Origin of the sequence: Limibacter armeniacum (assembly GCF_036880985.1) — a bacterium.
In the GTDB taxonomy this organism is placed as follows: Bacteria; Bacteroidota; Bacteroidia; order Cytophagales; family Flammeovirgaceae; genus Limibacter; species Limibacter armeniacum.
The window spans coordinates 1,613,815-1,637,791 of the sequence record NZ_JBAJNO010000009.1 but is presented as its reverse complement, the minus strand read 5'-3'; the positions used below and the strand labels follow the sequence as shown (position 1 = coordinate 1,637,791).

The 23,977-nt window shown below is 41.8% G+C and carries 28 protein-coding genes; 19 read left to right on the top strand and 9 right to left on the bottom strand.

Going from position 1 to position 23,977, the window contains the following annotated elements; all coding sequences use genetic code 11:
- Nucleotides 1–117: 117 nt before the first annotated feature.
- Nucleotides 118–432, bottom strand: coding sequence for a nuclear transport factor 2 family protein (locus tag V6R21_RS24555; protein ID WP_334246172.1), 315 nt, complete (start codon nt 430–432; stop codon nt 118–120).
- Nucleotides 433–454: 22 nt separating this feature from the next.
- The gene (locus V6R21_RS24550) at nt 455–1,249 is read right to left on the bottom strand and encodes an SDR family oxidoreductase (protein ID WP_334246171.1); all 795 of its coding nucleotides are present in this window, start codon (nt 1,247–1,249) and stop codon (nt 455–457) included.
- A gap of 150 nt (nt 1,250–1,399) precedes the next feature.
- On the opposite strand from V6R21_RS24550, the gene V6R21_RS24545 reads away from it, so the two are divergent.
- Nucleotides 1,400–1,765, top strand: coding sequence for a winged helix-turn-helix transcriptional regulator (locus tag V6R21_RS24545; protein WP_334246170.1), 366 nt, complete (start codon nt 1,400–1,402; stop codon nt 1,763–1,765).
- 401 nt (nt 1,766–2,166) lie between these two features.
- On the opposite strand, the gene V6R21_RS24540 is transcribed toward V6R21_RS24545, so the two are convergent.
- Together V6R21_RS24540 and V6R21_RS24535 are read right to left on the bottom strand one after the other, a co-directional pair.
- On the bottom strand, nt 2,167–3,033 hold the full coding sequence (locus tag V6R21_RS24540) for an NmrA family NAD(P)-binding protein (protein WP_334246169.1): 867 nt from the start codon (nt 3,031–3,033) through the stop codon (nt 2,167–2,169).
- A 26-nt stretch (nt 3,034–3,059) separates the two neighbouring features.
- On the bottom strand, nt 3,060–3,809 hold the full coding sequence (locus V6R21_RS24535) for a DsbA family oxidoreductase (protein WP_334246168.1): 750 nt from the start codon (nt 3,807–3,809) through the stop codon (nt 3,060–3,062).
- A 312-nt stretch (nt 3,810–4,121) separates the two neighbouring features.
- Here V6R21_RS24535 and V6R21_RS24530 point away from each other — a divergent pair, with 312 nt between their 5' ends.
- On the top strand, nt 4,122–4,661 hold the full coding sequence (locus tag V6R21_RS24530; RefSeq protein ID WP_334246167.1) for a TetR/AcrR family transcriptional regulator: 540 nt from the start codon (nt 4,122–4,124) through the stop codon (nt 4,659–4,661).
- A 143-nt stretch (nt 4,662–4,804) separates the two neighbouring features.
- On the opposite strand, the gene V6R21_RS24525 is transcribed toward V6R21_RS24530, so the two are convergent.
- Nucleotides 4,805–5,089 (bottom strand): hypothetical protein, encoded by a 285-nt coding sequence (locus V6R21_RS24525; RefSeq protein ID WP_334243358.1) that lies wholly within the window; start codon nt 5,087–5,089, stop codon nt 4,805–4,807.
- Between the two features lie 970 nt (nt 5,090–6,059).
- Here V6R21_RS24525 and V6R21_RS24520 point away from each other — a divergent pair.
- The 6 genes from V6R21_RS24520 to V6R21_RS24495 all read left to right on the top strand — a co-directional run bounded on the left by V6R21_RS24520 (nt 6,060) and on the right by V6R21_RS24495 (nt 9,852).
- Nucleotides 6,060–6,416 (top strand): hypothetical protein, encoded by a 357-nt coding sequence (locus V6R21_RS24520; RefSeq protein WP_334246166.1) that lies wholly within the window; start codon nt 6,060–6,062, stop codon nt 6,414–6,416.
- Nucleotides 6,417–6,479: 63 nt separating this feature from the next.
- Nucleotides 6,480–6,653 (top strand): SymE family type I addiction module toxin, encoded by a 174-nt coding sequence (locus V6R21_RS24515; protein WP_334241649.1) that lies wholly within the window; start codon nt 6,480–6,482, stop codon nt 6,651–6,653.
- Nucleotides 6,647–6,889 carry a hypothetical protein gene (locus tag V6R21_RS24510; RefSeq protein WP_334246165.1) on the top strand — a complete coding sequence of 81 codons (243 nt, stop codon included), beginning with the start codon at nt 6,647–6,649 and terminating at the stop codon, nt 6,887–6,889. Before V6R21_RS24515 ends, V6R21_RS24510 begins: the two co-directional genes overlap by 7 nt.
- A 2-nt stretch (nt 6,890–6,891) precedes the next feature.
- Nucleotides 6,892–7,458 carry a hypothetical protein gene (locus tag V6R21_RS24505; protein WP_334246164.1) on the top strand — a complete coding sequence of 189 codons (567 nt, stop codon included), beginning with the start codon at nt 6,892–6,894 and terminating at the stop codon, nt 7,456–7,458.
- A 488-nt stretch (nt 7,459–7,946) separates the two neighbouring features.
- On the top strand, nt 7,947–8,615 hold the full coding sequence (locus V6R21_RS24500) for a PD-(D/E)XK nuclease-like domain-containing protein (RefSeq protein ID WP_334246163.1): 669 nt from the start codon (nt 7,947–7,949) through the stop codon (nt 8,613–8,615).
- 319 nt (nt 8,616–8,934) lie between these two features.
- A complete protein-coding gene (locus V6R21_RS24495) occupies nt 8,935–9,852 on the top strand; it encodes an alpha/beta hydrolase (protein WP_334246162.1) in 918 nt (305 codons plus the stop codon).
- Between the two features lie 704 nt (nt 9,853–10,556).
- On the opposite strand, the gene V6R21_RS24490 is transcribed toward V6R21_RS24495, so the two are convergent.
- From V6R21_RS24490 to V6R21_RS24480, 3 genes are all read right to left on the bottom strand, one after another.
- Complete coding sequence (locus tag V6R21_RS24490) at nt 10,557–11,519, bottom strand: helix-turn-helix domain-containing protein (RefSeq protein WP_334246161.1); 963 nt, start codon at nt 11,517–11,519, stop codon at nt 10,557–10,559.
- A 167-nt stretch (nt 11,520–11,686) separates the two neighbouring features.
- Entirely contained in the window at nt 11,687–12,802 is a 1,116-nt protein-coding gene (locus V6R21_RS24485) for an L-dopachrome tautomerase-related protein (RefSeq protein WP_334246160.1), read from the bottom strand.
- Nucleotides 12,803–12,835: 33 nt separating this feature from the next.
- Nucleotides 12,836–13,744, bottom strand: a complete 909-nt coding sequence (locus V6R21_RS24480; protein ID WP_334246159.1) for an SDR family NAD(P)-dependent oxidoreductase — start codon at nt 13,742–13,744, stop codon at nt 12,836–12,838.
- A gap of 425 nt (nt 13,745–14,169) precedes the next feature.
- Here V6R21_RS24480 and V6R21_RS24475 point away from each other — a divergent pair, with 425 nt between their 5' ends.
- The 10 genes from V6R21_RS24475 (at nt 14,170) to V6R21_RS24430 (ending at nt 22,299) form a co-directional block, all read left to right on the top strand.
- On the top strand, nt 14,170–15,048 hold the full coding sequence (locus V6R21_RS24475; RefSeq protein ID WP_334246158.1) for a helix-turn-helix domain-containing protein: 879 nt from the start codon (nt 14,170–14,172) through the stop codon (nt 15,046–15,048).
- Nucleotides 15,049–15,309: 261 nt separating this feature from the next.
- The gene (locus V6R21_RS24470) at nt 15,310–16,332 is read left to right on the top strand and encodes an alpha/beta hydrolase family protein (RefSeq protein ID WP_334246157.1); all 1,023 of its coding nucleotides are present in this window, start codon (nt 15,310–15,312) and stop codon (nt 16,330–16,332) included.
- A 57-nt stretch (nt 16,333–16,389) separates the two neighbouring features.
- A complete protein-coding gene (locus tag V6R21_RS24465; RefSeq protein ID WP_334246156.1) occupies nt 16,390–17,025 on the top strand; it encodes an SDR family oxidoreductase in 636 nt (211 codons plus the stop codon).
- A gap of 19 nt (nt 17,026–17,044) precedes the next feature.
- Complete coding sequence (locus tag V6R21_RS24460; protein ID WP_334246155.1) at nt 17,045–17,683, top strand: flavodoxin family protein; 639 nt, start codon at nt 17,045–17,047, stop codon at nt 17,681–17,683.
- Nucleotides 17,684–17,706: 23 nt separating this feature from the next.
- The gene (locus V6R21_RS24455) at nt 17,707–18,606 is read left to right on the top strand and encodes an MBL fold metallo-hydrolase (RefSeq protein ID WP_334246154.1); all 900 of its coding nucleotides are present in this window, start codon (nt 17,707–17,709) and stop codon (nt 18,604–18,606) included.
- A 5-nt stretch (nt 18,607–18,611) separates the two neighbouring features.
- Nucleotides 18,612–19,298 (top strand): hypothetical protein, encoded by a 687-nt coding sequence (locus V6R21_RS24450; RefSeq protein WP_334246153.1) that lies wholly within the window; start codon nt 18,612–18,614, stop codon nt 19,296–19,298.
- 11 nt (nt 19,299–19,309) lie between these two features.
- Nucleotides 19,310–19,867: a TMEM175 family protein gene (locus tag V6R21_RS24445; RefSeq protein WP_334246152.1), complete on the top strand. Its 558-nt coding sequence runs from the start codon at nt 19,310–19,312 to the stop codon at nt 19,865–19,867.
- A 12-nt stretch (nt 19,868–19,879) separates the two neighbouring features.
- A complete protein-coding gene (locus V6R21_RS24440) occupies nt 19,880–20,458 on the top strand; it encodes a hypothetical protein (RefSeq protein ID WP_334246151.1) in 579 nt (192 codons plus the stop codon).
- Nucleotides 20,459–20,793: 335 nt separating this feature from the next.
- Nucleotides 20,794–21,591 (top strand): helix-turn-helix domain-containing protein, encoded by a 798-nt coding sequence (locus V6R21_RS24435; RefSeq protein WP_334246150.1) that lies wholly within the window; start codon nt 20,794–20,796, stop codon nt 21,589–21,591.
- 99 nt (nt 21,592–21,690) lie between these two features.
- Nucleotides 21,691–22,299, top strand: coding sequence for an NAD(P)H-dependent oxidoreductase (locus tag V6R21_RS24430; RefSeq protein ID WP_334246149.1), 609 nt, complete (start codon nt 21,691–21,693; stop codon nt 22,297–22,299).
- A gap of 558 nt (nt 22,300–22,857) precedes the next feature.
- Here the strand turns inward: V6R21_RS24430 and V6R21_RS24425 are convergent.
- Nucleotides 22,858–23,430, bottom strand: coding sequence for a DUF6266 family protein (locus tag V6R21_RS24425; protein ID WP_334247604.1), 573 nt, complete (start codon nt 23,428–23,430; stop codon nt 22,858–22,860).
- A 255-nt stretch (nt 23,431–23,685) separates the two neighbouring features.
- Here V6R21_RS24425 and V6R21_RS24420 point away from each other — a divergent pair, with 255 nt between their 5' ends.
- Nucleotides 23,686–23,874 (top strand): hypothetical protein, encoded by a 189-nt coding sequence (locus V6R21_RS24420; RefSeq protein ID WP_334246148.1) that lies wholly within the window; start codon nt 23,686–23,688, stop codon nt 23,872–23,874.
- The last annotated feature ends 103 nt before the right edge of the window (nt 23,875–23,977 follow it).

Genomic DNA, 23,977 nt, shown 5'->3' with positions numbered 1-23,977 from the left:
CTTCCTTACAGCTATATTTCTTTATATCCTCAAAACACAGGACTATTCCGAATAGCTTATAGCGATGTGACTATAATATATTATAGTCCTTGTTAACTATTTTCATACAGACGACTTCTATACAATTTCCAAAGATTGAATTAGCTCACCCTTAAATTCATAATGGTAAGTCAATACAAGCGGACTTCCTGGGAAAGTACCTGTGATTTCGGCTTTTAGTCTTTGTTCTGTTTCCAGATATTCAAGCGGTTTCATTGTCACTTGATATTCTTTGTTGGCTTTTGCTATCCAATTTTTTATTTCTGCTTTCCCCGTATAAGTTTTCCTTTCGTCAAAAACCACAGCTGTTTCAGTAAAACAATTGGCATAAGCCGTACTGTCAAAATCGTCTTGTGCTTTTACTAAGTCTGCGATTACTTTTGGTAAGTTCATGGTTTATATTTTTTGATTTTTATTAAATAGTTGGGACCGTTCCACCATCGATTACAAATTCTGTCCCTGTCAAATAATTGGCTCTTGGTGAAACTAAGAAGCCTACCAATTCAGCAACTTCTTGAGGTTGCGCAGGTCTGCCTATAGGTATTCCACCCAATGCGTCCATTACGCTTTGTATAGCTTGTTCTTTGGTTATGTTTGAACTGTCAGCAATTCGTTCCATCATTCTGTCTGCTGCAGTAGTCATAATCCAACCAGGTGAAACCGTCAATACTCTTACACCTTTTGATGAAACTTCATTGGACAAACCTTTGCTATAATTGATTAACCCTGCTTTTGCAGCAGCGTAAGGCAAAGTAGAATCATACAGTGGCAACCTTCCTTGGATTGATGCAATGTGAATAATCACACCTCTTTTTTGCTCAATCATTTTTGGCAAAAAGCCCCTATCTAAACGAACCGGCACAAGCAAATTAGTCTGAATTGAATATTCCCAATCTTCATCGGTCAAAGCAGAAAAACCTCCACCTTTTGTTTCAGAACCGCCCAAGTTGTTTATCAAAATGTCTAATCTGCCATATTTCACTAAAACTTCTTCAACTACTTTTTGTGTTCCGGTTGAAGTACTTAAGTCCGCTGAAATAAAATGTAATACTTTGTTGGTGGTTTCAGGTGCATTTCTTGCCGTAATAATTACCGTTGCACCTGCATTTGAAAGTCGTTCTGCAATGGCTTTTCCTGCTCCTTTTGTTCCGCCAGTTACCAATGCAATTTTGCCCGATAATTCATTGTTGAAATTAAATACTTGTTCCATTGTTGTAATTAAATACTTGTTCCAATGATTGAAATGTTTAGGGCAAATTTCAGTCTTATGTACTGTTCTCACAAGTACGGAAATACGATTCATATAGGGATAAACTATTCCCCTATTGCGCATTTTAGAACATAGGTTTATTTTTGTCTTATGTACGAAAGGAAAACTTTACCGAACCTAAATTGCGGTTTGGATTTGATTGGCGAAGTGTTGTATGGCAAATGGAAAATCCGCTTGCTGTGGTTTATCAATGAAGGATTTTTACGGCCAAGTGAACTGCAACGCAAAATACCCGATGCGACTAGACGTGTACTGAATATTCAACTGAAAGAACTCGAAGAACACGAATTAGTTACCAAAAAAATCTATCCGGTAGTACCCCCCAAAGTGGAATACCGTTTAACGGAATTTGGCAAGACATTGATTCCCGTAATTTCTGCGCTAGGAGAGTGGGGCGATAAAAATGAAGACCGTTTACGATCGGTCATTTTAAAGCGTTTAAAGCCCGAAAGTTAATAGTTTTATTTTTAAACGTGAGGTCAATTGTGAATTGAGCACAGTGACACATAGCCGTCTATTTCAAGGATAAAAGAAAAATTATATTATACACACTATATCAAAAACTTCTTTAACCTAGCGGATTCTTACTTTTGTTCAAATTTCTCACTCCCCCTTTCAACTTCCTAATCTCCGAAATGGTACTTTCCTACCTCTGCTCAACACCCTCCCTCATCCTCCCAATCCTTTAGATCTTTAAGATCAAGGTTCAGACATGTAGGCACAATTGGTCACAAAAAAAGCCAAACCCATCAGGGGCTGGCTCAACTAGTTGAAAGACGTCTTTCAACTACATCACCTTTTACACATTGTTTATTTAGTAGTGTTTCTTATTTTTCCATAAAAAAATTTAAACGCTATTATTCATAAACTTTTTTCAAATATTCTTCCACTGAAACAGGTTCTCTTCCTAATATTTCAGCCAAATCTTGAGTAGGATGATCAAAATACATCTCTCTTACCTGAGCCGCAAAGTCAAGATTAGCTATAACATACATTTCAGGAACACCTGCTTCTTTACTTTGCTTTTCATAGGTATCTGAGGTAAGTGCAGTATAAGTCAGATTCTTTCCAATTAATTTAGACAGTATTCCCAAAATATCATCAAAGCCATAGGAATGTATACCTCCAAATTCATAGGTCTTGTTATCATGTCCTTCTGTGGTTAAAACTTTAGCTGAACCAATCGCCATATCAGTTCTGGTAGCAAAGGACAGTTTTCCACTTCCCATAGGCATAGCATATCCATTGGTCAAAACATTTTCACCTAAGATCATAGGTAATGACTCCATATAAGGTGCATTACGCAGTATGGTATAGATTAACCCAGATTGCTTAATTGCTTCTTCAGTCAATGCATGCATACGAGCCGCGCCGTTAGCGTTATCACCACCAATAGGCTTATCACCTTGCGTGCTGGTATATACAATTCTTTGAACACCTGAACTGACAGCAGCTCTAATCACATTCTTATGAATTGTAATGTCCATTGCGGCTTCATGTGTGGATACAAAGAATAAGATTTCAATTCCACTAAAGGCATTTACTAACGAATCATAATTGGCATATTCACCAATTCTAACATCAACACCTAAAGCTGTTATTTCCTTGGTTTTGTCACTTTCCTTACGAGCTAACACCGCTATTTCGTCTGCTGATTTCTGTTTTAATAGTTCAGTTAAGGTCAGATAACCTAAATGACCTGTCGCTCCTGTTATTAATATCATGATTTTAGAGAATTTAAAGTTGATTATTATTTATTTGGAACCTCACAACCATTTTCATCGCATGTATATCCGGATGGGCTTTTGCTTATCAGAGGCTTGTAAGGACCATCATCTTTTAAAATACCTGAGAGCGTTTCTTTAAACACCTCTTTAGGTTGTGCACCAGATAGTGAGTATTTCTTATTGATGACAAAATAGGGTACACCCTGTAGGCCGTTATTGAGACCTTCTTGTATTTCCGATTTGATTTCAGTTCGATATTGGTCGCTTTTCAACATGGCTAAGGTTCCCTCTTTCGAAATGCCAAATTCCTCACCTATTGCTGCCAATACATTTGGGTCGGCTATATTTTTAGCTTCCATGTAGGAGGCTTCAAAAAGGCGCTTTGCCATTGCTTTTCCATAACCTTTTTGTTTGGCCATATAAGCCAAACGGTGCGCATCCATGGTATTGACCATAATAACCGAGTCCATATGTAGTTCCACATTGGCTCTACTGGCCATGTCCTCAATATATTTTGACTTTTTCTTGGCTTCCTCCAAGCTAAACCCGCTTTGCCTCGCAATTTCACTTACAGTATAGGCACCTTGCAATGTAGGGTTGGATTGAAAACTCTTGTATACTACTATAGCATTGATACCCAATTCCGTAATCGCATTATCAAGGTTTGCTTCACCGATATAGCACCAAGGGCATAGGTAATCAGACCAAACTTCAACAAGTACAGTAGACTCACTTTTAATGTCTGCCTGAATTGATTTATCTCCTATTATCATCACGTCTTGATTTTGATTAATTGACTTGGCTGGAGCCTTCAGAATTCCAAAAATGCCAAAGGTTATAAGGCAACTACCCAGAAGAAATACCATCCTTAACCTGTTCTTTTTATTAGATTTTGTAATGCCCATCAGCTAAAATTGGAATAATTGTCTATCGTATATGCATTGTTGTAAGACAATAATAGACAGGTGTTTATTTATCAACAAACGTTTATTTACCTTTGCTGAAAGATTTAAGAAATGGTTTACATCTTTTGTTGTTTAATCAACAATATGGATCAAACTGTTGAGTAATAGTAACAGTAAACAATGGACAGACGAGTTAAAAAATCAAGGCAGGCATTATTTGATGCATTCACTAAACTAATGGTTGAGCATCCTTTTCAAAAGTTGTCTATTGCTATGGTTACAGAAGAAGCCGATGTAAACAGAGGGACTTTTTACCTTCATTTTAAGGATAAATTTGATTTAAGAGAACAATGTATTGACATGCACCTTAATCAGCTTATGACTAGCTGTACAGGCGGAGACCAGAAGCTCTTCACATCCAAAAAAGCTATGCTTACCACTTTTGACTATTTGAAAGACAATGCTTCATTTTATAAAGTAATGCTCACAGGGGAGGACAACACTTTCTTCCGCAGAAGAATGGAAGAAATTCTTCGGATAGGTTTAACCGACTTTGTAGAAAGTAAGACCATCAAAGACCCCATAGACAAAGAAATAATGATGCAAGCTATTATTTCAGCAGGAGCAGGTTTGATAGAGTGGTGGCTCACTAATAGAAATGACCTTGAGCCTAATTATCTAGTAGATAGGTTTTTGAAGATTATTAATATTGACCTTTAGCTTGTGTATTCAGGCTTTAACCTTTTCAAGATAGGACTATATCAACATTGAATAAACAGATACTAAATGTTATAAACCGTATTAGTAGAAGCACGATAGATCCTCATAAATCCCAAAGCAAAAATAACCCCACCCCAAAGCCACTACCTCCTCATCCTTTCTATCATCTCCTTCAGCTCCCTAATCTCCGAAATGGTACTTTCCTGCTTCTGCTCAATATTCTGAAGCTTCAAGTCCACCACCTCCCGAGACACCATCTCCGCCTTCAGTACACTCACCTTCTCGGTCACCTCCGAAAGCGTCGCCTGCTGCGTTGCACTGGTAGCCTGGTTGGAAGAAACCTGTACCTGTATCGTCACCAAAAAGGACATAATCCCCAAGGTGGTAATCACATTTTGCAAATCGATTTTCTGTAAGTTAACTGACATGGCTGTACGTTGTTAATATTGAGATACCACGCATGTATCCCAAGCATCAAAATTAGGTTAACGGCATTAGCCTCTTACAGCTAAGCGCCATACAAAAGATACACAAATCCATTGCCTGTTATAAAGACATACCTTACACCAGCGGTAGAATATCATTCCCAACCTTACATGCCCCCACTGCCAACCCTTCCAGCCCCTGTCATCCGGCGGGTTTCGGCAGCCAATCTACCCTCAAAAAGCTCTTTCGGTCTGCCGCTCCCATTCGCCTGCTGCCAGCGGCTCCCACGCCGACACCCTACACACAGCTCGCAGTAATGTAGCAGTTCCACACCCACCCACCACATAGGACAGTATCCCGTGACAGGACAGTAGTCACCCTAACTACCACCACACACTATCAAGTGCAATACTCCCCCGAAAAGCTAATCCCCACTGCACCAACGGCATGCACCCCCATTATGCTGCAAGGTAACCATGGCCGCCAAATACCAACCCTGCAATTCCAAAAGCAAAAGCCGCACAGAATCACCCCAAAATCCCAACTTCTTTTGCTTTTGGCCCAAGCCATGGACAGTAAGTACAGCATAGGGGTTCTGCAGCCGTGGCTCCGTCGGGGTAGCTTTCTTTCCTGGGCTTTTGCCCTTGCATTACCCACCCCAGTTAGCAGCATTCGCTTCGCTCATATCTTAAGAAGAAGGGGATGCGCCGCCCTCCCTCAGTGTATAGCTTTTCTTTCTTTAGTACAAGTTTTCAAGGTAGTATTTTCGATCAAAAAGCAAACTTTAATTCATTATAAATCAGCTTTATACATTGAAAAAGTGGCATTTTTTAGCTATATTAGGGTATAGGGTTAAGGAAATAAGCACCCCGATCACCTTCCTTTTATCCTCTTATAGTTCAACTTTCAATCCACAAAAAAACGGACTGTATCCCTCGGCAAAGTTTTGCAGCCCGTTTAAAATTCATCGTTATGAAAAATAACCAATCTCCAGCAGTTTTCACACCTTCTTACGCTAAAGTTTTATTGCCTGTCGTAGAAGAGCACGCCATTCGCAGCCTGTGCGCCTACCTGTACAACCTTGCCTCAGATCGGCACTACAAGACCAGAGGCAACGATTACACCAAGCAGAAGCGAGAAAAAGCGTTGCAGTGGCTCTCCCTCTTGCATACCTGTTTGACAGCCATCGGCACCCCCCACCGCATGTACCTATCGGTACGTTACAGCATCCGCCGCCATGCCATCAAGATGCTTCGCCAGTGGTCAGACTTTGAGCAAGACCACTATGTCAGCATCCAAAAAGCAGGCATCAACGAGCTGCCTTTTTAGCCCCACAGGGGCAGGCTTACAGGTCTGCCCTATATTTTCCCATCCCTCACCCCCTCAACCAAAATGAAAACCACCTTCAAGATTATGCAGCGCAAGTACTACCGCCGCCGCTTCCGCGAGGTATGCTTCCCTTCGTTAGCCCTAGAAGGCAAACAGCTCCAAACCGCCGGTTTTGCCGCAGGCGAAAAGGTCAAGGTCAGCATCGAGCACCACAAAATCACCATCGAAAAATGTTGATACCAGGCTTTTACCTCTTCGAGATCAGCGCCGACATCCTTGGCGCTGACTTCACCCTCCGCATTTCCGGTTATGTCGATGAAGATGACCCCCAAACAGGCTACAAGGCATTCTTCAACCTCCACAGCGTAGAAGCCATGACCCCATCAGGCCACCCCGTCAACATCACCGACACCATAGAAAACCTCAACCTCACAGAAGCCATTACCGAAATCTTCTACGAAACACACCTATAACAATGAAAAACATCACACGAACCAAATCACAAAACACCGTAAAGTATTACGAAGGAAGCCCCAAACAGTACCGAGCAGACTGCAAGGCAGGTCAGTTTAACCTCAACGGCATAGAGCCACTGGGCAACCAACTCACCTTTCAGCCTGTGGCTTGGCGTTTCTTCACCGATGAAATCCTCGGCATGGACAGAAGAAAATGGGTCGAACTGTTTTTTGTCGACGCCGAAGGCTGCCTTTCCGCCCTGCTTTTTCACGGCTACAGCCGAGAAAACCTTGAAGGGTTGGCTGCCAAGCTCTTCTATTCCGAAGTGACCATGGCAGAGATTATCCTGCATTGCAGCCTATCAGAAAAGAAAAACGAGAAAGCCAATGCCAAGTACTTTATAGCCGAGTTTGACTTTGAAGTGGCAGACACCGAAGCAACCAAAAAGCTGAAAGCCGCCACCGCCAGAATGAAACTCTACCGCACCGAAACCATCACAGGAACCTGCCAACTCGAAGCCTTCTACCGCTACGAGATCACAAAAATCGAAGCAGCCCGCGAGGAACTTAACCGACTGAACCCCTAGTCGGTATACAGTATTGAAATCGGCCTTGGAGCATGGGCGTAAAGAATTCGACAGACTAAGGCGTAAAAAAATGCTGCTGTCTGAGCGCAGCGAGTTTCAGCATTTTTAGCCGAAGGAAAGAGAATTTAGCCCAAGCTCCACAGCCTTGATTTTTTGGTTCTTTTTCATCAAGGAAAAAGAACAACACAAAACCACAGATACCAATGCTAAAAGTCAACTACAAAATCATCACCATGCCCGAAGCAGAGCAAGCCCCTATTATAGGCTACAACCTGACCCATATTATTGAAAACATAAAATAATACGGCCTTGAAGCATGGGCGTAAAGAATTCGACAGACAGAGGCGTAAAGAAAATGCTGCTGTTTGAGCGCAGCGAGTTACAGCATTTTTAGCCGAAGGAAAGAGAATTTAGCCCAAGCTTCACAGCCTTGATTTTTTGGTTCTTTTCCATCAAGGAAAAAGAACAACACAAAACCACAGATACCAATGCTAAAAGTCAACTACAAGATCATCACCATGCCCGAGGAAGACTACCGCCGCCTTCCTGCCATCTCCAATAGCGACCTGACCACTGCCAAGTATTTATTGGCAGGCATTCCCCAACCCAAGCCTCAAGTAGCATTCAAGTTCGGCAGAGCCGTACACATGGCATTACTAGAACCCGAACGTTGGAAGATATTCTCACAGGACAAAGAACCGGAGCTATGCGCCAAGGTCGAAGAACTGGCTGCATTCGCAATGCATAATTTTCCACTTCAAAAAATGCTAGCCAAGTCATACACTCGCAAGGAACAGGTAGTGCTATGGCAATGCCCTAGTACAGGAATAGCTTGTAAAGCCAGATTGGACCTCTATAGAGAACGTCAGTTTATAGCTGATCTCAAGACCACTTCGGCAAGCAGTAGGAACGAGTTTCTTAACCACGCCGAACAGTTTGACTATGACAGGCAGTTAGCCTTCTACGGCATGATCCTACAGCCCGAACGCTACACGCTTGCGGGTATCAGCAAAAAGAAACTCGGTACTGTGTATTTTATCCACTACTTCCATCAGGACCGTTTCATAATGAGAGGCAGACAGAAAGCCATCCATCTTTTGCAAAATTTACAGAAAAGACCAGACATCATCAGGCTAGTACTACAGGCAAGGGAATAGCAACAAAATAGCCACTGCAAAACTTATCTTGCCGTGGCTATATCAGCAAGCCACCGTGGAAGTAGAGATCTATTCGCACCTACACTGATTTATATGTTACCACCACGTTCCCCCTTAGGTTTATATAGAAACGGGCAAAACCGTACAGTACAGCCCGAAAATACCACCAGCTTACCAAATGCGACACATGAAAATAAACTGCTTGAGCATATCAGTAAAATGTTTCCATTTAAGTGTAAAATGTCTTCCGACTTCTGAAGTGATATATGGTAGATTTGCTTCTGTAATAAATTAATTGTCAACAAATTGAATAACAATTATGGCTCAAAAAGTAAATTTCAAGAACAGTAATAATGAGCAAATCACTATGTCTGCCGTTATCAACTTTCCCGAAGGATTTGATAAAAACAAGCATTACCCCGCTGTTGTAGTCAGTCACCCAGGTGGTGGTGTGAAAGAACAAACTGCAGGACTGTATGCTCAGAAGTTGGCAGAGAACGGTTTTGTCACTATAGCTTATGACGCATCCTATCAAGGCGAAAGTACAGGTGAACCTCGCCAGCTAGAAAACCCTTATATCAGGACAGAGGACGTTAGTGCTGTCATAGACTACCTGACTACACTTCCATATGTTGACAATGACAGAATTGGCGCTATGGGGATTTGTGCTGGTGGCGGGTATACAGCCAATGCAGCAATCAATGACCGTCGTATCAAAGCTGTTGGAACCGTAAGCGCCGTTAATATTGGTTCCATGTTCCGAAATGGATGGGACAACAATGTAAAAGATGCAGAAGCGATTCCTTACGTGGATGCAGGTTCTCAAGCAAGAACAAGTGATGCAAGTGGTAATGATATCGCTACCATTCCATTGGCTCCATTGAGAAAAGAAGATGCACCAAATGCCGAACTGGAGGAAGCATGGGAGTACTACCATACTGATCGTTGTCAATATCCTACTGCACCAGGGTATGCAACAGCCAGAAGCTTAAATCAGATCATTACCTATGATGCCTACAATAAGGCAGAAGCTTTCCTTACTCAACCGCTTCAGGTTATTGCAGGTAGCAATGCCGGCAGTAAATGGATGAGTGATGACCTGTTCGAACGAGCATCAAGTACCAACAAAAAATTCCATGTTGTAGAGGGAGCAAATCATATGTCTTTGTATGATGTACCAAAGTATGTAGATGAAGCGGCTTCTGTACTTGCCCCATTCTTTACTTCCAATTTGTAAGAAGCTTATTGATAGATTGAAACCGTGAGAGTTTTCTCACGGTTTTTTTATCTCCATTAGCTGACTGCTATTTGACATAGACTATGGGTTATAAATACCAATACATGGCGCGTAGTAACCCCTATTACTGTTCAATAATGCCCTTTCAGAGCTCTTGCTTATCTAATATATTGAATTCTGTAAAACCAGATTACCATCTGGAGTTTTCTGTAAGAGAAGATAATCCCAAAGGGATTCAACAATAGTAGCCACAGGTAAAAGCCTGTGGCATAAGTAAATCACATTGACCCAACTCCATAGGAGTTGAATGTATTTTAACCTAACGTGTATAACCGTTTTAGGCGCAACCCTATAAGGACTAAAAACGATATTGCAAACAGTCAACTTATTGCAAGACAGGAATAGCTTATGATGTTTCTAGAAACTAAGGAAATCTGTAAAAAATGTATAAGTCTTGGGTTATAGATTACCATTATTCACTCCTTTTAGAGCTTAATATTGCATACATCATGTCAATGGGATAATTAAGATTGACTTTTTATTTGGAGGTATACACACCTGCCCACGAAAGGACAAAATATATCAGCGATGGCTGTTGCAAGCGCGATTATCCCATCGTCATGTAAATGATATTCTCAGCCCCGAAAGGGCAGCATAATCCATGGTTCACGTCATTTATTCAGCCGAGCATAATATCCATCATGCTATCCTGAAAGAGTGTCGAACTTATCCTGATTCACTTTCCTGAATTCGGTAGGAGTAATGCCCGTATTATTCTTAAAAAAATAATGAAAGTTCGAGTAGTCTGAAAACCCTACAATATAACTTATATCCTGCATTCCTAGAGAGCTTTGACTTAGCAGAATCTTGACCTGTTCAATTAGACGATTCCTGATATGTGTACTCACATTTTCACCTGTCTGTTCCTTCAGTATCTTGTTAAGATAGTTAGGATGTAAGTCAAGGGATACGGCATATTCTTTAGCGGTACGCATTTTCAATGGATTGTCCAGCCCAGCTTCAGCGATTTGCTCCTCAAGCAGCCTGAAGAACCTGTGTACATGGCTATACTCTCCTCTGACTGGTTCCGGACTTGAAAATTTCCCTTCCCTCATACTGTCCACTAGTAGCAGCTGTAGATGAGCCTGTACAGATTCAAGTACAAAATCCTTATTGGACTCAACCTCTTGATGAATATTTACCCACAACCTCTCAAATCTGGGTATTACCTCATTACCCAGTGTGATCACACTTCTTGCTTTGTTTGAAAACAGTCCCAATGTATCAATGGTAAGCTTCAACATCGGGAGGTGACCTATAAAGTTTTTCCTGATCAACAGGAAATGTCCTTTCTCTTCCCCTGGAGCAGCAAGACTTCTCCATGAAAGGATATCATTTGGGTGAAGAAATAAAATGGTAGGTTGATGGATATGGTAATGATTCAGCCCAATGGTCAGTAGACCCTCTCCTTGGGTAATCAGGTGTATTTTATAGAAGTTACGTCGGTTAGCGGAAAGGTAGTTCTGGCAAGGGTATTGAGTCCTGTTAAAAACCTTGATGTTCCAGTCGTTGAAGTAGCTGTTGTACATAGGAATAAGATCTGAGAGGTTCTCTAGCATGGTAAAGACTTTCGCATCGGCAGACTCATTGGCAGGTATCATGTTCATAAAATTTGGCAAGTGATGTTGCTTTTTTAAATAACAAAGGGAAATAGGAAATCAATCGTGATATCAATTTCCCATTCCCTAAATTGATTGATACAGAAAAAGTCAATTAGTTAAAATGTACTGGTAATAAATGCTGATAGTGGTATTGCTATTCAGTACTGAGTTGGCTATCGTCCTTCTATTCCTTTCGCCAAAGGCTTGACCCTGAATATATAAAATGGCGACGTAGTCCTGTCTTTTCCCTCGTTGAAGGTAGCTCCCAGATGCAGCTGAGCATCAGAAATGTACATATACCCATCGTTGGCATTGAAGCTCAGCGAAGTTGGCCAATCCAACAGTTCATTGATGGCATATTGATCCACTGACTTATCAGACTGGAAAATAATATCCACACTGGCATTTTCCGGATTGGTCAGGTAAAGGTTATTCTGACGGTCAATGCTTAAGCCACTGTTATTGGGTTTGGCAGCATAGACTTCTATCCCAGCTTCCATTTGCTGAATGGAAAGGTTCGGGTCAATCAATGCTGCAATTTTCATCCTATAAACTTGTCTTCCATTCAGAGGGGCAAAGTACAGCCATTCATTTTTCCTGTCAGCCGTAATGCCATCAACACCTACAAGAATAGGTTTCCCATTCCTTGACAGGTGTTTCTGCTTGTAAAGTAACGGTACCTCCTCAGGGGTTGTCGTGTAGTGCCCCTCCAACACCCTTCTGCTCTGGCCTGTTTGCATATCCAGTACCACAAGCCCCGCCTGACTACCGTCGCCTTCACTTGCAATCCCCACGTCGGCAATAATAAATACACCATGCAATAGGTCTACAACAAAGTCATCAAACTGGGATGTCTTTAGACAAACCTGATCAGGAATATTATAAACCTTGAATAACTTATCATTCTTCGTATCCCATCCTACCATTTTTGGTGCAATATTGTTGGCAGTACCCATGTCAAGCATCCATACCACACCATTTGCATCGGTTCGTACAGCGGATACGGCAGACAGGAAACGATCACTATCTTCACATGGTGTATTCCATGCCAGATTGGGAAATGGTTTTGTGTCAGTTCCGGATATCACTTTTGCCACCCTGATTTCTGGATTGAAAAAGGGATGGTAGCTCACCACTAATTCACCTTTAGCAGTAAAGGCGATATCACCCACTGCTTCTCGGGTGATGGCATAGACTTCCGCATTTTCAGGCTGTCCATAAGCTGAAAATTGACCTGTCACAAAAAGTAACAGGAGCGACAGCAGGAAATGGATAACATTGATTTTCATAGTCTTTTTCTTTGGGTTTTACAGTAGTCCACTTCAGTTTAGATTGTACTGAGATGTCTCTGAATCAGTCTGTGAATGGCTGGAATCGGTTAGGGGGAGCTCTAAGTCAAATGCTGTATCCATTGTTACCGGAAGCCACTGCTCAACCATATAATCCATTTTAATGGCTTTTGTACGATAACGGTCCAACGCATCTGCCCCTAGCAATAAGTGCACAGGTGGTTTATGGCTGTAGGCGATTTTGGTAATGGCGCAGGCAAACTTATCAGGATCCCCACTCTGTTTGTGGTTTGTTGCTGTGGTAAGCCATCTCATTTGTCCTACTGTATTACTGTAGTCTTCTATTGGTTTGGCACCTCTGACAAGTGATGATTTATCTAGAAAACCTGTTCTGAAAAGTCCAGGAATCACGACAGTGGCTTTAATCCCAAACTGATCCATCTCCTTAGATAACCCCTCAGTTATACCTATTACCGCATTTTTTGCCGCATCATAGATCGCCCAGCCAGGGTAAGCATCCAGCCCCCCTATAGAAGCAATATTGATGATATGACCTGACCTGGCCCCACGCATGTAAGGCAGTATGTTGCGGATCACATTCAATAGCCCAAAAACATTGGTGTTGAAGTTGTCAAATACCTCTTTGGCTGACGCCTCTTCCACGCCCGCCAGCAAACCGACACCAGCATTATTGACAAGGACATCTATTCGTCCAAACTTGTCTAAAGCCTTAGCTGTAGCCGCTTTCACCTGCTGTTCATTGGTGACATCCAGTTTCAGAATATACAACTGATCTGTACTGTAGCCTAAGTTCAACCCTTCTGAACCTTGGCGTACAGTAGCAATCACTTTGTCGCCCATTAGCAGGGCAGCTTTTACGATGCTGAGTCCTAATCCCTTCGAAGCTCCGGTAATAAACCAGACTTTTCTTTCTTCCATCATATGTAACGATTTATATTTCAGTCAATCGAATAGGTGATGTCGCTAAATTAGCATGTAGGTGAGTGTAATTCTGCATGAATGTCAAACCTGAAAGTATGAATATCAAACAATGCGAAAGTCATGTTATCTTTTGTCATTACTTTTACCCGCCAAAAAAAGTAGGGCTCTTTTTACAGTCACATGAAACATTTAGGAAACGAAGGAAGGTTGTATGATTACAAAGGAACTTTCAGTGTGGTTTTTACACTAATTTTCTCATTTTATAGATTTACTAATTATCAGTTTCCGACCCACTTAGTCTCCGTTAATAGGCTCCTGAGCGGATTTATACCGATCCTGCCGAAGTAGCCGAAGGATATTTCATTAAATTTAACTCAAGGGTCTATAAATTGAATCTTGGAGTTACTATAAACAGATAGTGCAAAATGATAACATTCAAGACTATAGCTGAATTCAACGAGTACGTTGGTCTGCCAAAGCCGGTAAGTGAGGATATTGATGTAGGGTTTTATGAAGGAAATAACCTGAAGCTGACTTCCAGTAGCGTAGCGGTTGATTTTTACCGGATTTCCATAAAGTCAGATTTTTATCCCGATGAGCGGTTTTTTCCAAATGCAGAAGAGCTTTTCGGTAAAACAATTGTCTTTTTCAACAGTCCCGAAAAAGAATATGGCTGGAACGTCAAGAAACCTTGGAAGGGGTTATACCTTCAGCTGTCCAAGAAATTCCTTCATGAGCATCGTTACCTTTTCCAGAACTACATGGAATATGGGGAGCATGAGGCTTTGTTCCTCAACCAGCAGGAGGCAGACGAAATCAAGACAATTTTTGACTTCATCATCAGCCATTCCCAACAGTATAATGACAGGTCAGGGGTAGTACTATCTTATGTCCAAGTACTCGTCTCATTGGTTGAAAACTTCTATAAAAGACAGTTCTCAACAAACATACAAAAGTATAACCGCATCGTAATGGAGTTTCAGGTGTTGCTGAACACCTATTATGACCATGATGTCAAACAGCAACCCAGCGTTCAATACTTTGCAGATAATTTAGACCTTACCTCCAACTACTTGGGAGACATCATCAAACACCACACCGGTAAGTCAGCTATAGCCACCATCCATGAGTATGTGATCAAAAAAGCCACTTCCATGATCAAGGAGGGGGTGCTGAACAACTCCGAAATCGCCTATGAATTAGGCTTTGAATACCCTAATTACTTCGCAAAGGTTTTCAAGAAATACACCCGCTTTTCCCCCAACGAGTACAGAAAAAATCTGTCAAAAATAAGTAAGGTTTAAATCACGGAACATATGCCAATGTGGTCATAAGTAAAATGTTTCCATTCTATCGGGATATTTATCCAACTCCCATCCTGCTTACAATTAACTTGCATAACACAATCAGTAGGTCAATGAAGAAGGCCGCATAACTGCAAAAGCTTCTGATCATTCTGCAGGTATCACATCACAACTTCTAGAAGCTTTTTAAGCTTGAGACATTTCTTCATTAATCGGCTTAAGAACTACTTAGGCTTCCCCGTACAAACTAAAAAAACTACTATGGAACATCAGATAAATCTAGACGGTATCGAAAACCAGCCAACAAGTACTGCCAGAATGTCGAAGGAAATGATGGAAAATGCTGTCGACCAGATGAACAGAATTTCTGAAGAAGACTATGCTAAAATAATGGGAATGGTCAAAGTCTGTAAACGGGAATGGAGAAGTCTCCTGCACAAAACCCCAGACGATTACGGAATGAAAGGTTGGGAAGATATCTATTTTCAAGCCGATGATGGTGTCCCTTTAAACGGATGGTATATCCCTGCCAAAGGGGGGGAGAGTGATAAGCTGGTCATTTTCAATCACGCTTTACCTATGAGTAGGGCAGGTTTCCAAGGTCATATGGGAGAACCTTGGAGTGGCTTTGAAGCGGTTGAAATCGACTTCGTCATCCAAATGAAACACCTGACTGATGCAGGGTACAACGTGCTGGCCTATGACATCCGAAACCATGGTCAGAGTGGCACTGCCAATGACGGTATGTGTGGCATTGGCTTACTGGAGTGGCGAGACTGTGTGGGCGTGAAAAAATATGTAGACGCACACCCCCGATTAAGTAAAATGAAGGTAGCACTCTATAGCCAATGTATGGGTGGTTGCTCACAGTATGTGGCAATCGACAAGAAACCCGAATTATTTGAAAATGTAAAATGCATGTGCAGCCCGTTGGTACCCTCCATGCGTTCTATTTACAATGCCTTCTCAAAGCTGCTGGGTGTAAGTGACTACCTTGACCTATTGGACTTTGAACTCATCAGGGCAGGGGGCTTTACCCGCGATGAAATGGATCCTAAACTGTATACCAAAAATATCAAAATGCCCTTGCTGATGTGGCAAGTAAAAGATGATGCTTGGGTAGAGAACCCGGGTGATGCACAGGCAACCTTTGATACCATTCCAAGTACTGAAAAAGAATTATTCTGGATTGAAGGTACCACCCACAGGTTCAAAGATGGCTATAACTACTTTGGCAGAACACCTGAAAAAGTATTGGCCTTCCTTGATAGTCATATGAAATAAAATTGAATCAGTACAAAAGTCGGAGTATTCCTCCGACTTTACTTATTGCACATAACAATGAAGAACATTCTCATATTAGGGGCAAGTGGAGCAATTGCTAAACATGCAATAGAAGCGTTACAAAAAGATAGTAACATCAGCTTAACGCTTTTTGCCAGAAATACCAATAAAATAAAGCAGTTCGAAAATCCCAGTACACAGGTTGTGGAAGGGGATGTATTGAATGAAACTGCCTTAAAGGAAGCCCTAAAAGACAAGGACATCGTCTATGCAAACCTGTCTGGTCCAATGGAAGCCTTAGCCAAAGCAATTGTTCACCAGATGGAAGAAAGCAAGGCAAAAAGACTGCTATTTGTCTCCTCATTGGGTATTTACAATGAAGTTCCAGGCAAGTTTGGTGAGTGGAATAATAGCATGATTGGCGATGCCTTAAAAACCTATCGAAAAGCAGCCGACATTATTGAGGCATCAGCGCTTGACTACACTATTGTCAGACCTGCATGGCTAACAAACAAGGATGAAATTAGCTTTGAAACCACTCAGAAGGAAGAAGCCTTTAAAGGTACGGAAGTGTCCCGAAAAAGTGTAGGCCATTATATAGCGGATATCATTCTACATCCTGAAAAAGACAGCAGATCAAGTGTCGGCATAAACAAACCTGGTACTGAAGGGGACAAACCTGCATTTTACTGATTCACTAACTGGACAAGTATTGAAATTCAAACACAAATATAAAAGAATGATTTGGGTAGTGGCAGGACTCTGTCTGTTGTTAGTGATAGGATCAGTAATCACCATTGTATCAATTGATGGATATCAGTACCATCAGAACCAGAAAATAATTCAGTCAATAACTGAAACGGTGACACCCTCCAATACCTTAGTGGTATTTTTCTCCCGCTCAGGCAATACCGAACTGATGGCCAGGAAAATTGCCGATATAAAAAAAGCACATGTTTTCCCCATCACTTCAAGTCAGTACCGTATCGGGGTGAAAGGTTGGGTTCAGGCGTTACAGGATGCCCGAAACACTGAAGCCCAAATAACGCCCTCCAAAATAGACTTAGCCCCATACGACACCATCTATATTGGATCACCCATATGGCTGTACAGCCCTGCTCCACCTGCTTTTCAGTTTGCAAGAAACAATGATTTCTCAGGTAAAGTGGTGGTACTGTTCAACACCATGAACAGCAAGTTTGAGCAGTACTACATTGATGAGTTTAAAAAGCTGATTGAAAAAAATGGAGGCACTTTCCTTCAGCATATTTACATCATTCGTGGTCGTATGACCCAACAAATGGACATCAATACTTTCTTGAATGAAGTGGAACAAAAACTGAAAATTTAATCAGTCAACTAAATCCGTAAAGTATGGCTTTGGAAGTAATCAGATCAGAAATAGGCAGCATGGAAGTGATGCAAGTGGTAGAGCAACCCATTGACCAGTACTACACCAAGTTTCTGCCAATGGCAACTCCTGAAGAGATTCAGAAAATCAGTTGGCTAAAAGCATCGCACCATGTCAATAAGGACTTTTCCCTGAAAGGAAGCTCCCAGATGTTTATTGTCAAGGTAAACAAACGGGTGCTTGTTGTCGATACCTGTGTCGGTAACGAGAAGCAGTTACTGGAGTTCCCACTCTTAACAAACCTGAAACTTGAATTCCTGGAAACCTTGGATGAAATAGGTTTTGACAGGAATTCCGTGACCGATGTACTGTGTACCCATTTGCACTTTGACCACGTGGGCTGGAACACCTACAAAAAAGGTGGCCTCTGGCTCCCAACATTTCCTAAAGCAAAATACCATTTCGCAAAAGACGAATATGACTGGTGGCATGAAGTTGCACCGGTTAATGACTTCCTTATCACACACAAGGACGTACTGATGCAGTCAGTATACCCTGTAGTTCGTGCAGGGTTAGCCAATTTTGTCGACAGGGATGCTGATCTAGGCGATGGGATTTCATTATTGTCTACACCGGGGCATACAGCCGCTCACATTTCTGTTCAGATTAAAAGTGGGGGGCATACCTTTATTATTGGAGGCGACATGTGCCATCATCCTTGTCAGATAGCCAAGCCAGATTGGGCGATGGCGGCCGATTTCAGTAAGGAACAGTCAATAGAAAGCCGCCGGAGAATATTCAAGGAAATTGCGGACACCGAAACACTCTACACCTGTATACACTTCAAGAGTCCATCCTTCGGCAAGGTAAAGAAAAATGAAAATGGCGAGTATGAGTACAGGAGTATAGATTTTACAGAATAGCCGACATGTCTAGCAGAAAATGTCATAAAGTCTTTCTTTCAATAGTACTTTGTATTTTTTCACTTGCTGCATCTGCACAGGTAGCAGTGGATGAAAAAGGGACATTTCTCTTTACAGGGGTCTCTATGGGTATTCCAGGCAATAATAAGTTCGTGTTTTATTATGGCTACAGCCCTTCGGACAACTTTCAGTCATTGGTAGCCTTACCTTTCTTCAAGCTGCATAAGAATATTCAGTTGATGCCGGGTTACATGATGACCAAAACCGATGGCAATGATATATTCACCAACTTGCAGCACCACTTCCTGCCCAGCCTCATCTTAAACTTCAAATTAGGTAAGCGGTTTACCCTTACCGACAGAAACATGTACTTCAGGCTGAAAAGAAAAAATCAAGACGCCGTATCGTTCTACAGAAACCGGATCGGACTGATCTACCAAACCAGGCTGTTTAACAAACCTGCCGATATTTTTGTACATGACGCCCTGTTCTGGAGTCTGGACAACGGTAACTTCACCAGAAACAGGGTGATCCTTGGGGCGACCCTCAAAGCATTTGACTGGCTCTCACCACAATTCTGGTATGTACTGCAGAATGATACAGGGCTTTTCCCAAGGCATCAGTTTTATCTCATCCTGACTGTGCCGTTAGAGAATTTTGGAGTTTTCAAAAGTAAAGATAAAACGAACTGATAGGTCAATCCATGAAAAAAGAACGCTTTGAGGCGATCACTGATGCGGTGATGGCCATCATCATCACCATTATGGCACTGGAAATTGAATTGCCTAACTTCAACGAACAGGGGATTTATGAGTTCCTGATTCAAATAGGCATTTACATGGTCAGCTATGCCTTTATTGCCATCCTCTGGATTAACCACCATAATATTTTCAGGCATGTAAAAATGGTGGATCACACAACCTTGTGGATTAACTTCCTGCTCCTGTTCTCAACCTCATTGATACCTTTGGCTACCAGAACAATTGACAAGTCATTTTATGACAACAGGAGTCATATCATGTTTGCCATTGTGCTCGGTTCAGCAACACTGTTCTACTTTTTGCTGGACGAAAGCGCCATCAAGCTGTCCGGAGATAAACGGACGGCAGATACACGCAAGATGAACCTGATCGCTACGCTATTGTTTACTTCGGCAATACCTCTAAGCTATGTGAATATCTACCTATCTTCAGCTATATTTATACTGGTACCGACTGCATATTTCTTATTGCCCCGTAAACAGATTAAAAATGTAATATAAACCTTGAAGACTATGGACAGTAAAGAGTTGGATGAAGGGTTGTTTATAACCAAAAAGGAGCCACGTAAATCCCTGCAAACTTTTCTGAGAAACCAGAATAAGATGGTCATTAACGCTTTCAATATGATTGACCGGAAGGCGGCAATTATGATCAGGATCAATGCCACAATTATTTCAGCCATCATCGTGTTTTTCGAATATATCAAAGGGATTGAAATGGGAGAGTATATCGGTGCAGTCATGGTGATTGCTTCCTTTATCTCTTTAATACTGGCTATCAATGCATCAAGGCCCCACATCTTCAAACTCTACAGGAGGTTTAACCAGTTGATAGGCACAGGTCACCACAGGTTGGAAGAAAAAGTTTTCTCGGTAGGGATGTTTGACAGCACTCCTCTGCAAAAGTACCTGGAAGCTTACGATAAAGTGTTTAAGAGTCAGGACCTGCAATTAGGTAACCAGGTCAGAACCACCTATATACTGGAAAGATACATAAGAGATGCATTCCTGCATCTGGAACTTTCCTACTGGGCATTTATGCTAGGGTTTACCGTAATGGTCGGACTATTTATATATGGAAGTGTTCTATAAGATGCTAAACTGTTTCCTGCTAGCAAACCGGGCAATACTTAAATCCTGATACCGCTAATAACAACAGGTAAAATTATTGGCTCGGCAGGGTGTAGTCGAATGAGTCTTGACCTGTACAGTTCCTATTAATAGAAAGCTTGAGAATGTGGCAACAGGACATAAGCAGCTTTTCAAGAACAGTAAAATCTGTCATTCCTTCATTAAAATGTATAATGACTCGTGCTATTTGGATGATTACCTTTGCAGGTTAATTAAGGTGAACAATACTCATGATAAAAGAATACCAAATTCCACAGTTTTTAAAGTACCTAAATATCTCGGGTAATAAGAGTGACATGATTCATATATCAAAGTATGATGCACACCCAGACCTGCGTCTATACTCTGAACCTGTTCTGATCGACTTCTATTTCTTAGCTTTAAAAATGGATTTTGAAACGGAAGAAAACTTCGGGAAAACTGAATACGATGATGGACGCAATTCCTTTGCCTACTTCGACAAGCCCAAAACCTTGACTGGCTGGAATGTGAAAAGACCATGGAAAGGATTCCATATTCTAATACACAAGAGCCTTTTCAAGGATTATGCGAAGAATTATAATTTCTCAGGGTATGATAGGCATGAAGCACTTTTCTTAAATCAGGAAGAAGAAACCCTGTTGGCTGATATCTTCAACAAAGCTTATGCGGAATACCTAAAGCCCAATTTCTCCGAAGATATTTTACTGTCCTACTCCAATTTAATCCTCTCATACATTCATTCATTCTACAAAAGGCAATTTGATACACGCCAAAAAATATATAATCAAATTGTCTCCGATTTCAATTCGTATCTAGATCAGTATTTTGACGAAAAGAATGAGTCATACCAGTTGCCAACTGTCACATTTTTTGCAGACAAAGCCAACCTTTCTTCCAATTATTTTGGGGATGTTATTAAGCATTTTACAGGCAGGCCACCTGTAGAGCATATCCATGATCACATCATTCGGCTGGCTAAAATAAAACTGTCAGAACCTAACGCCAACATCAGTCAAATTGGATATAGCCTTGGTTTCGAATACCCCTCATACTTCACCCATTTTTTTAAGAAGAAAACAGGCTTTACACCTTCCAAATTTAGAAACAAGTAAAATGTATAATTGATACGGTATTTTGTTTAACAGCTTAACCCAAGCAGTGAGATACCTTTGTGAGGTACTTAATATTAAAACCTAAGCAAGGTAAATCAAATGAAAAAAATACTAATCGTAAATGGGTTCCAGCCTAACTCCTTTTCTGAAGGGAAGTTAACGGCTTCACTGGTTGAAAGAGCGAAACAACAATTTGAGGCCAATGACATTGAAGTAAAAGTGACAACGGTTTATGAAGCTTACGACATAGAAGAAGAAGTAGAGAAGCACGTTTGGGCTGACATGGTTTTGCTTCAGACTCCCGTTAACTGGATGGGGATAACATGGGGCTATAAAAAATATATGGATGAAGTTTTTACGGCAGGTATGGTCGGTAAACTCTGTCTGTATGATGGAAGAGATGAATCTAACCCACACACCAATTATGGCACAGGAGGAAGCTTAAAAGGTTCAAAGTATATGCTCTCGCTAACATTTAATGCACCAAAAGGAGCTTTTAACAACGAAGAGGAATATTTGTTCCAAGGTAAATCTGTAGATGACCTATTCTTTCCACAACATATGAACTTCCGATTTTTTGGAATGACAGCATTGCCAACTTTCGTATGTTACGATGTTTGGAAAAACCCAACAATCGAGGAAGATTTTAAGCGATTTGAAGATCACTTGGACAAGTATGTAATAAATCCAGAGGTAGTCGCTTCTTAATCTTGGAGTCTTTGAGATATACCTTCATCACAAGTGCAAATACAGGTATAGCCCCATTCAATAGTGACAAATGGATTGACGGCCCCTTGAATTAAGCACTAGACGAATTTCCTTTGACTACTTCGGCAGGCTCAGCATAAATCCACTCAGAAATCTGGTAGTGGTAGCTGAGTATAGCCGAAGTAAACTTTTAATTAGCGGGCTTATATTTACTTTTAATATTGAAGTTCACCCACACCAGATAGTGACCTGCCCCCCTGATCACCTCCCACTCATTACCACCCTATCCAATGCAAAAGCACCCTTTGTATAATAGCTGTAGTTAGACACGGAAGAGATAAAGCAGTGACATCAAGAGACACACAATCCCTAAGGGTATATTCAAGCTTAGAGGAGAAATGACTTTATTCAGAATGATGAAAACTGAAAAGGCTTACTAGATTATGGAAATTGTGATAAATGCTATTACTCAATACTGTAATCTAAATACAAAAACCACAAGCCCCTCCCGAAGCCTGTGGTCTTGCCCATTCATATGTCCATGCAAGCAAAAAACTGTTACGATATCAAGAAGCCCGCACTGCGGCTCACATTCACCCCATCATCCAAAAAGTAGAATACATCATACTCATCCGAATCATCCCAGTTCCTCGGAATCACCGCCTGCCCTGTGGCATCCAACTGCCCTTCGTGCACCACCACCGCCTCAGGCGTGTAGCTGTTCTGGTTCAGCATCAGGATATGGTAGTTGGCATTTGCATTGGCAGGGAAGTTCAGCGTAATATTGGTATAGTCACCAGTGGCTGTTCCACCTGACGTGTCCAGCACATTACCCGCCGGATCACTTACCGTAAACTTCGTTGCATCAAGCACCACCGTCCCGTTGGCCTCATCCCAAGTGAAAGCCGCCGTATTGCTCTTCACAAACAGGTTCCAAGGTGTGTAGGAAGTACCCTGCGCCCTTTCATAAAAACCAATCCTTGCTGCCTGTGAAAAATACTTCAGCATCGAGACCACCGTCTTGAAGAAGCCACGCTGCTTCTGCTGCGCATCCGTATTCGAGTTGTTGGAAAGTGGCTTGGACTTGAGCACGTTGATGCCCTTCCAGGTGGAAAACACCGCATTGGCCATTGTGCCACTTGCCCTGCCGATAATCGGGTTCTGTACCGTTGCCATAGGCTGTTGTCGTAATTAGGTTAAACACTGGTTGAAAAAAAGTAAGGCATCACCTTTGGGAGCCTTTCCCCGATAATACCCAGCCAGCCACCACAACTCCAAACCTCACCGACCACCCTGACCGTTCTGGCAGGAAATTACCGCCATTGTCCTCCCGATTCACCTCCCTGATCCTTATCTTGTAATCAATGTTAACCTGACCTCGACCATATGAAAAGAATCTGCATCTACCCCAAGGACATCCAGCTCCTGACCGGCAAAAGCGAACGCACTGCCCGCCGCATCCTCTCCGACATCCGCAAGGAGTACGGCAAGGAGCCAAAGCAACTCGTCACCATTACGGAGTTCTGCCTGTACACCGGCCTGAAGGAGCAGCAGGTTCTTCCCCTCCTCCACTGACCAACATTGTAATTGTCCAACACACTACCCCATTACACAAACTAGGTTAACTAGTACCTTTCTCCTATTTGTCTCCCATTTGGGGCTACCTGCTGTAATGGTA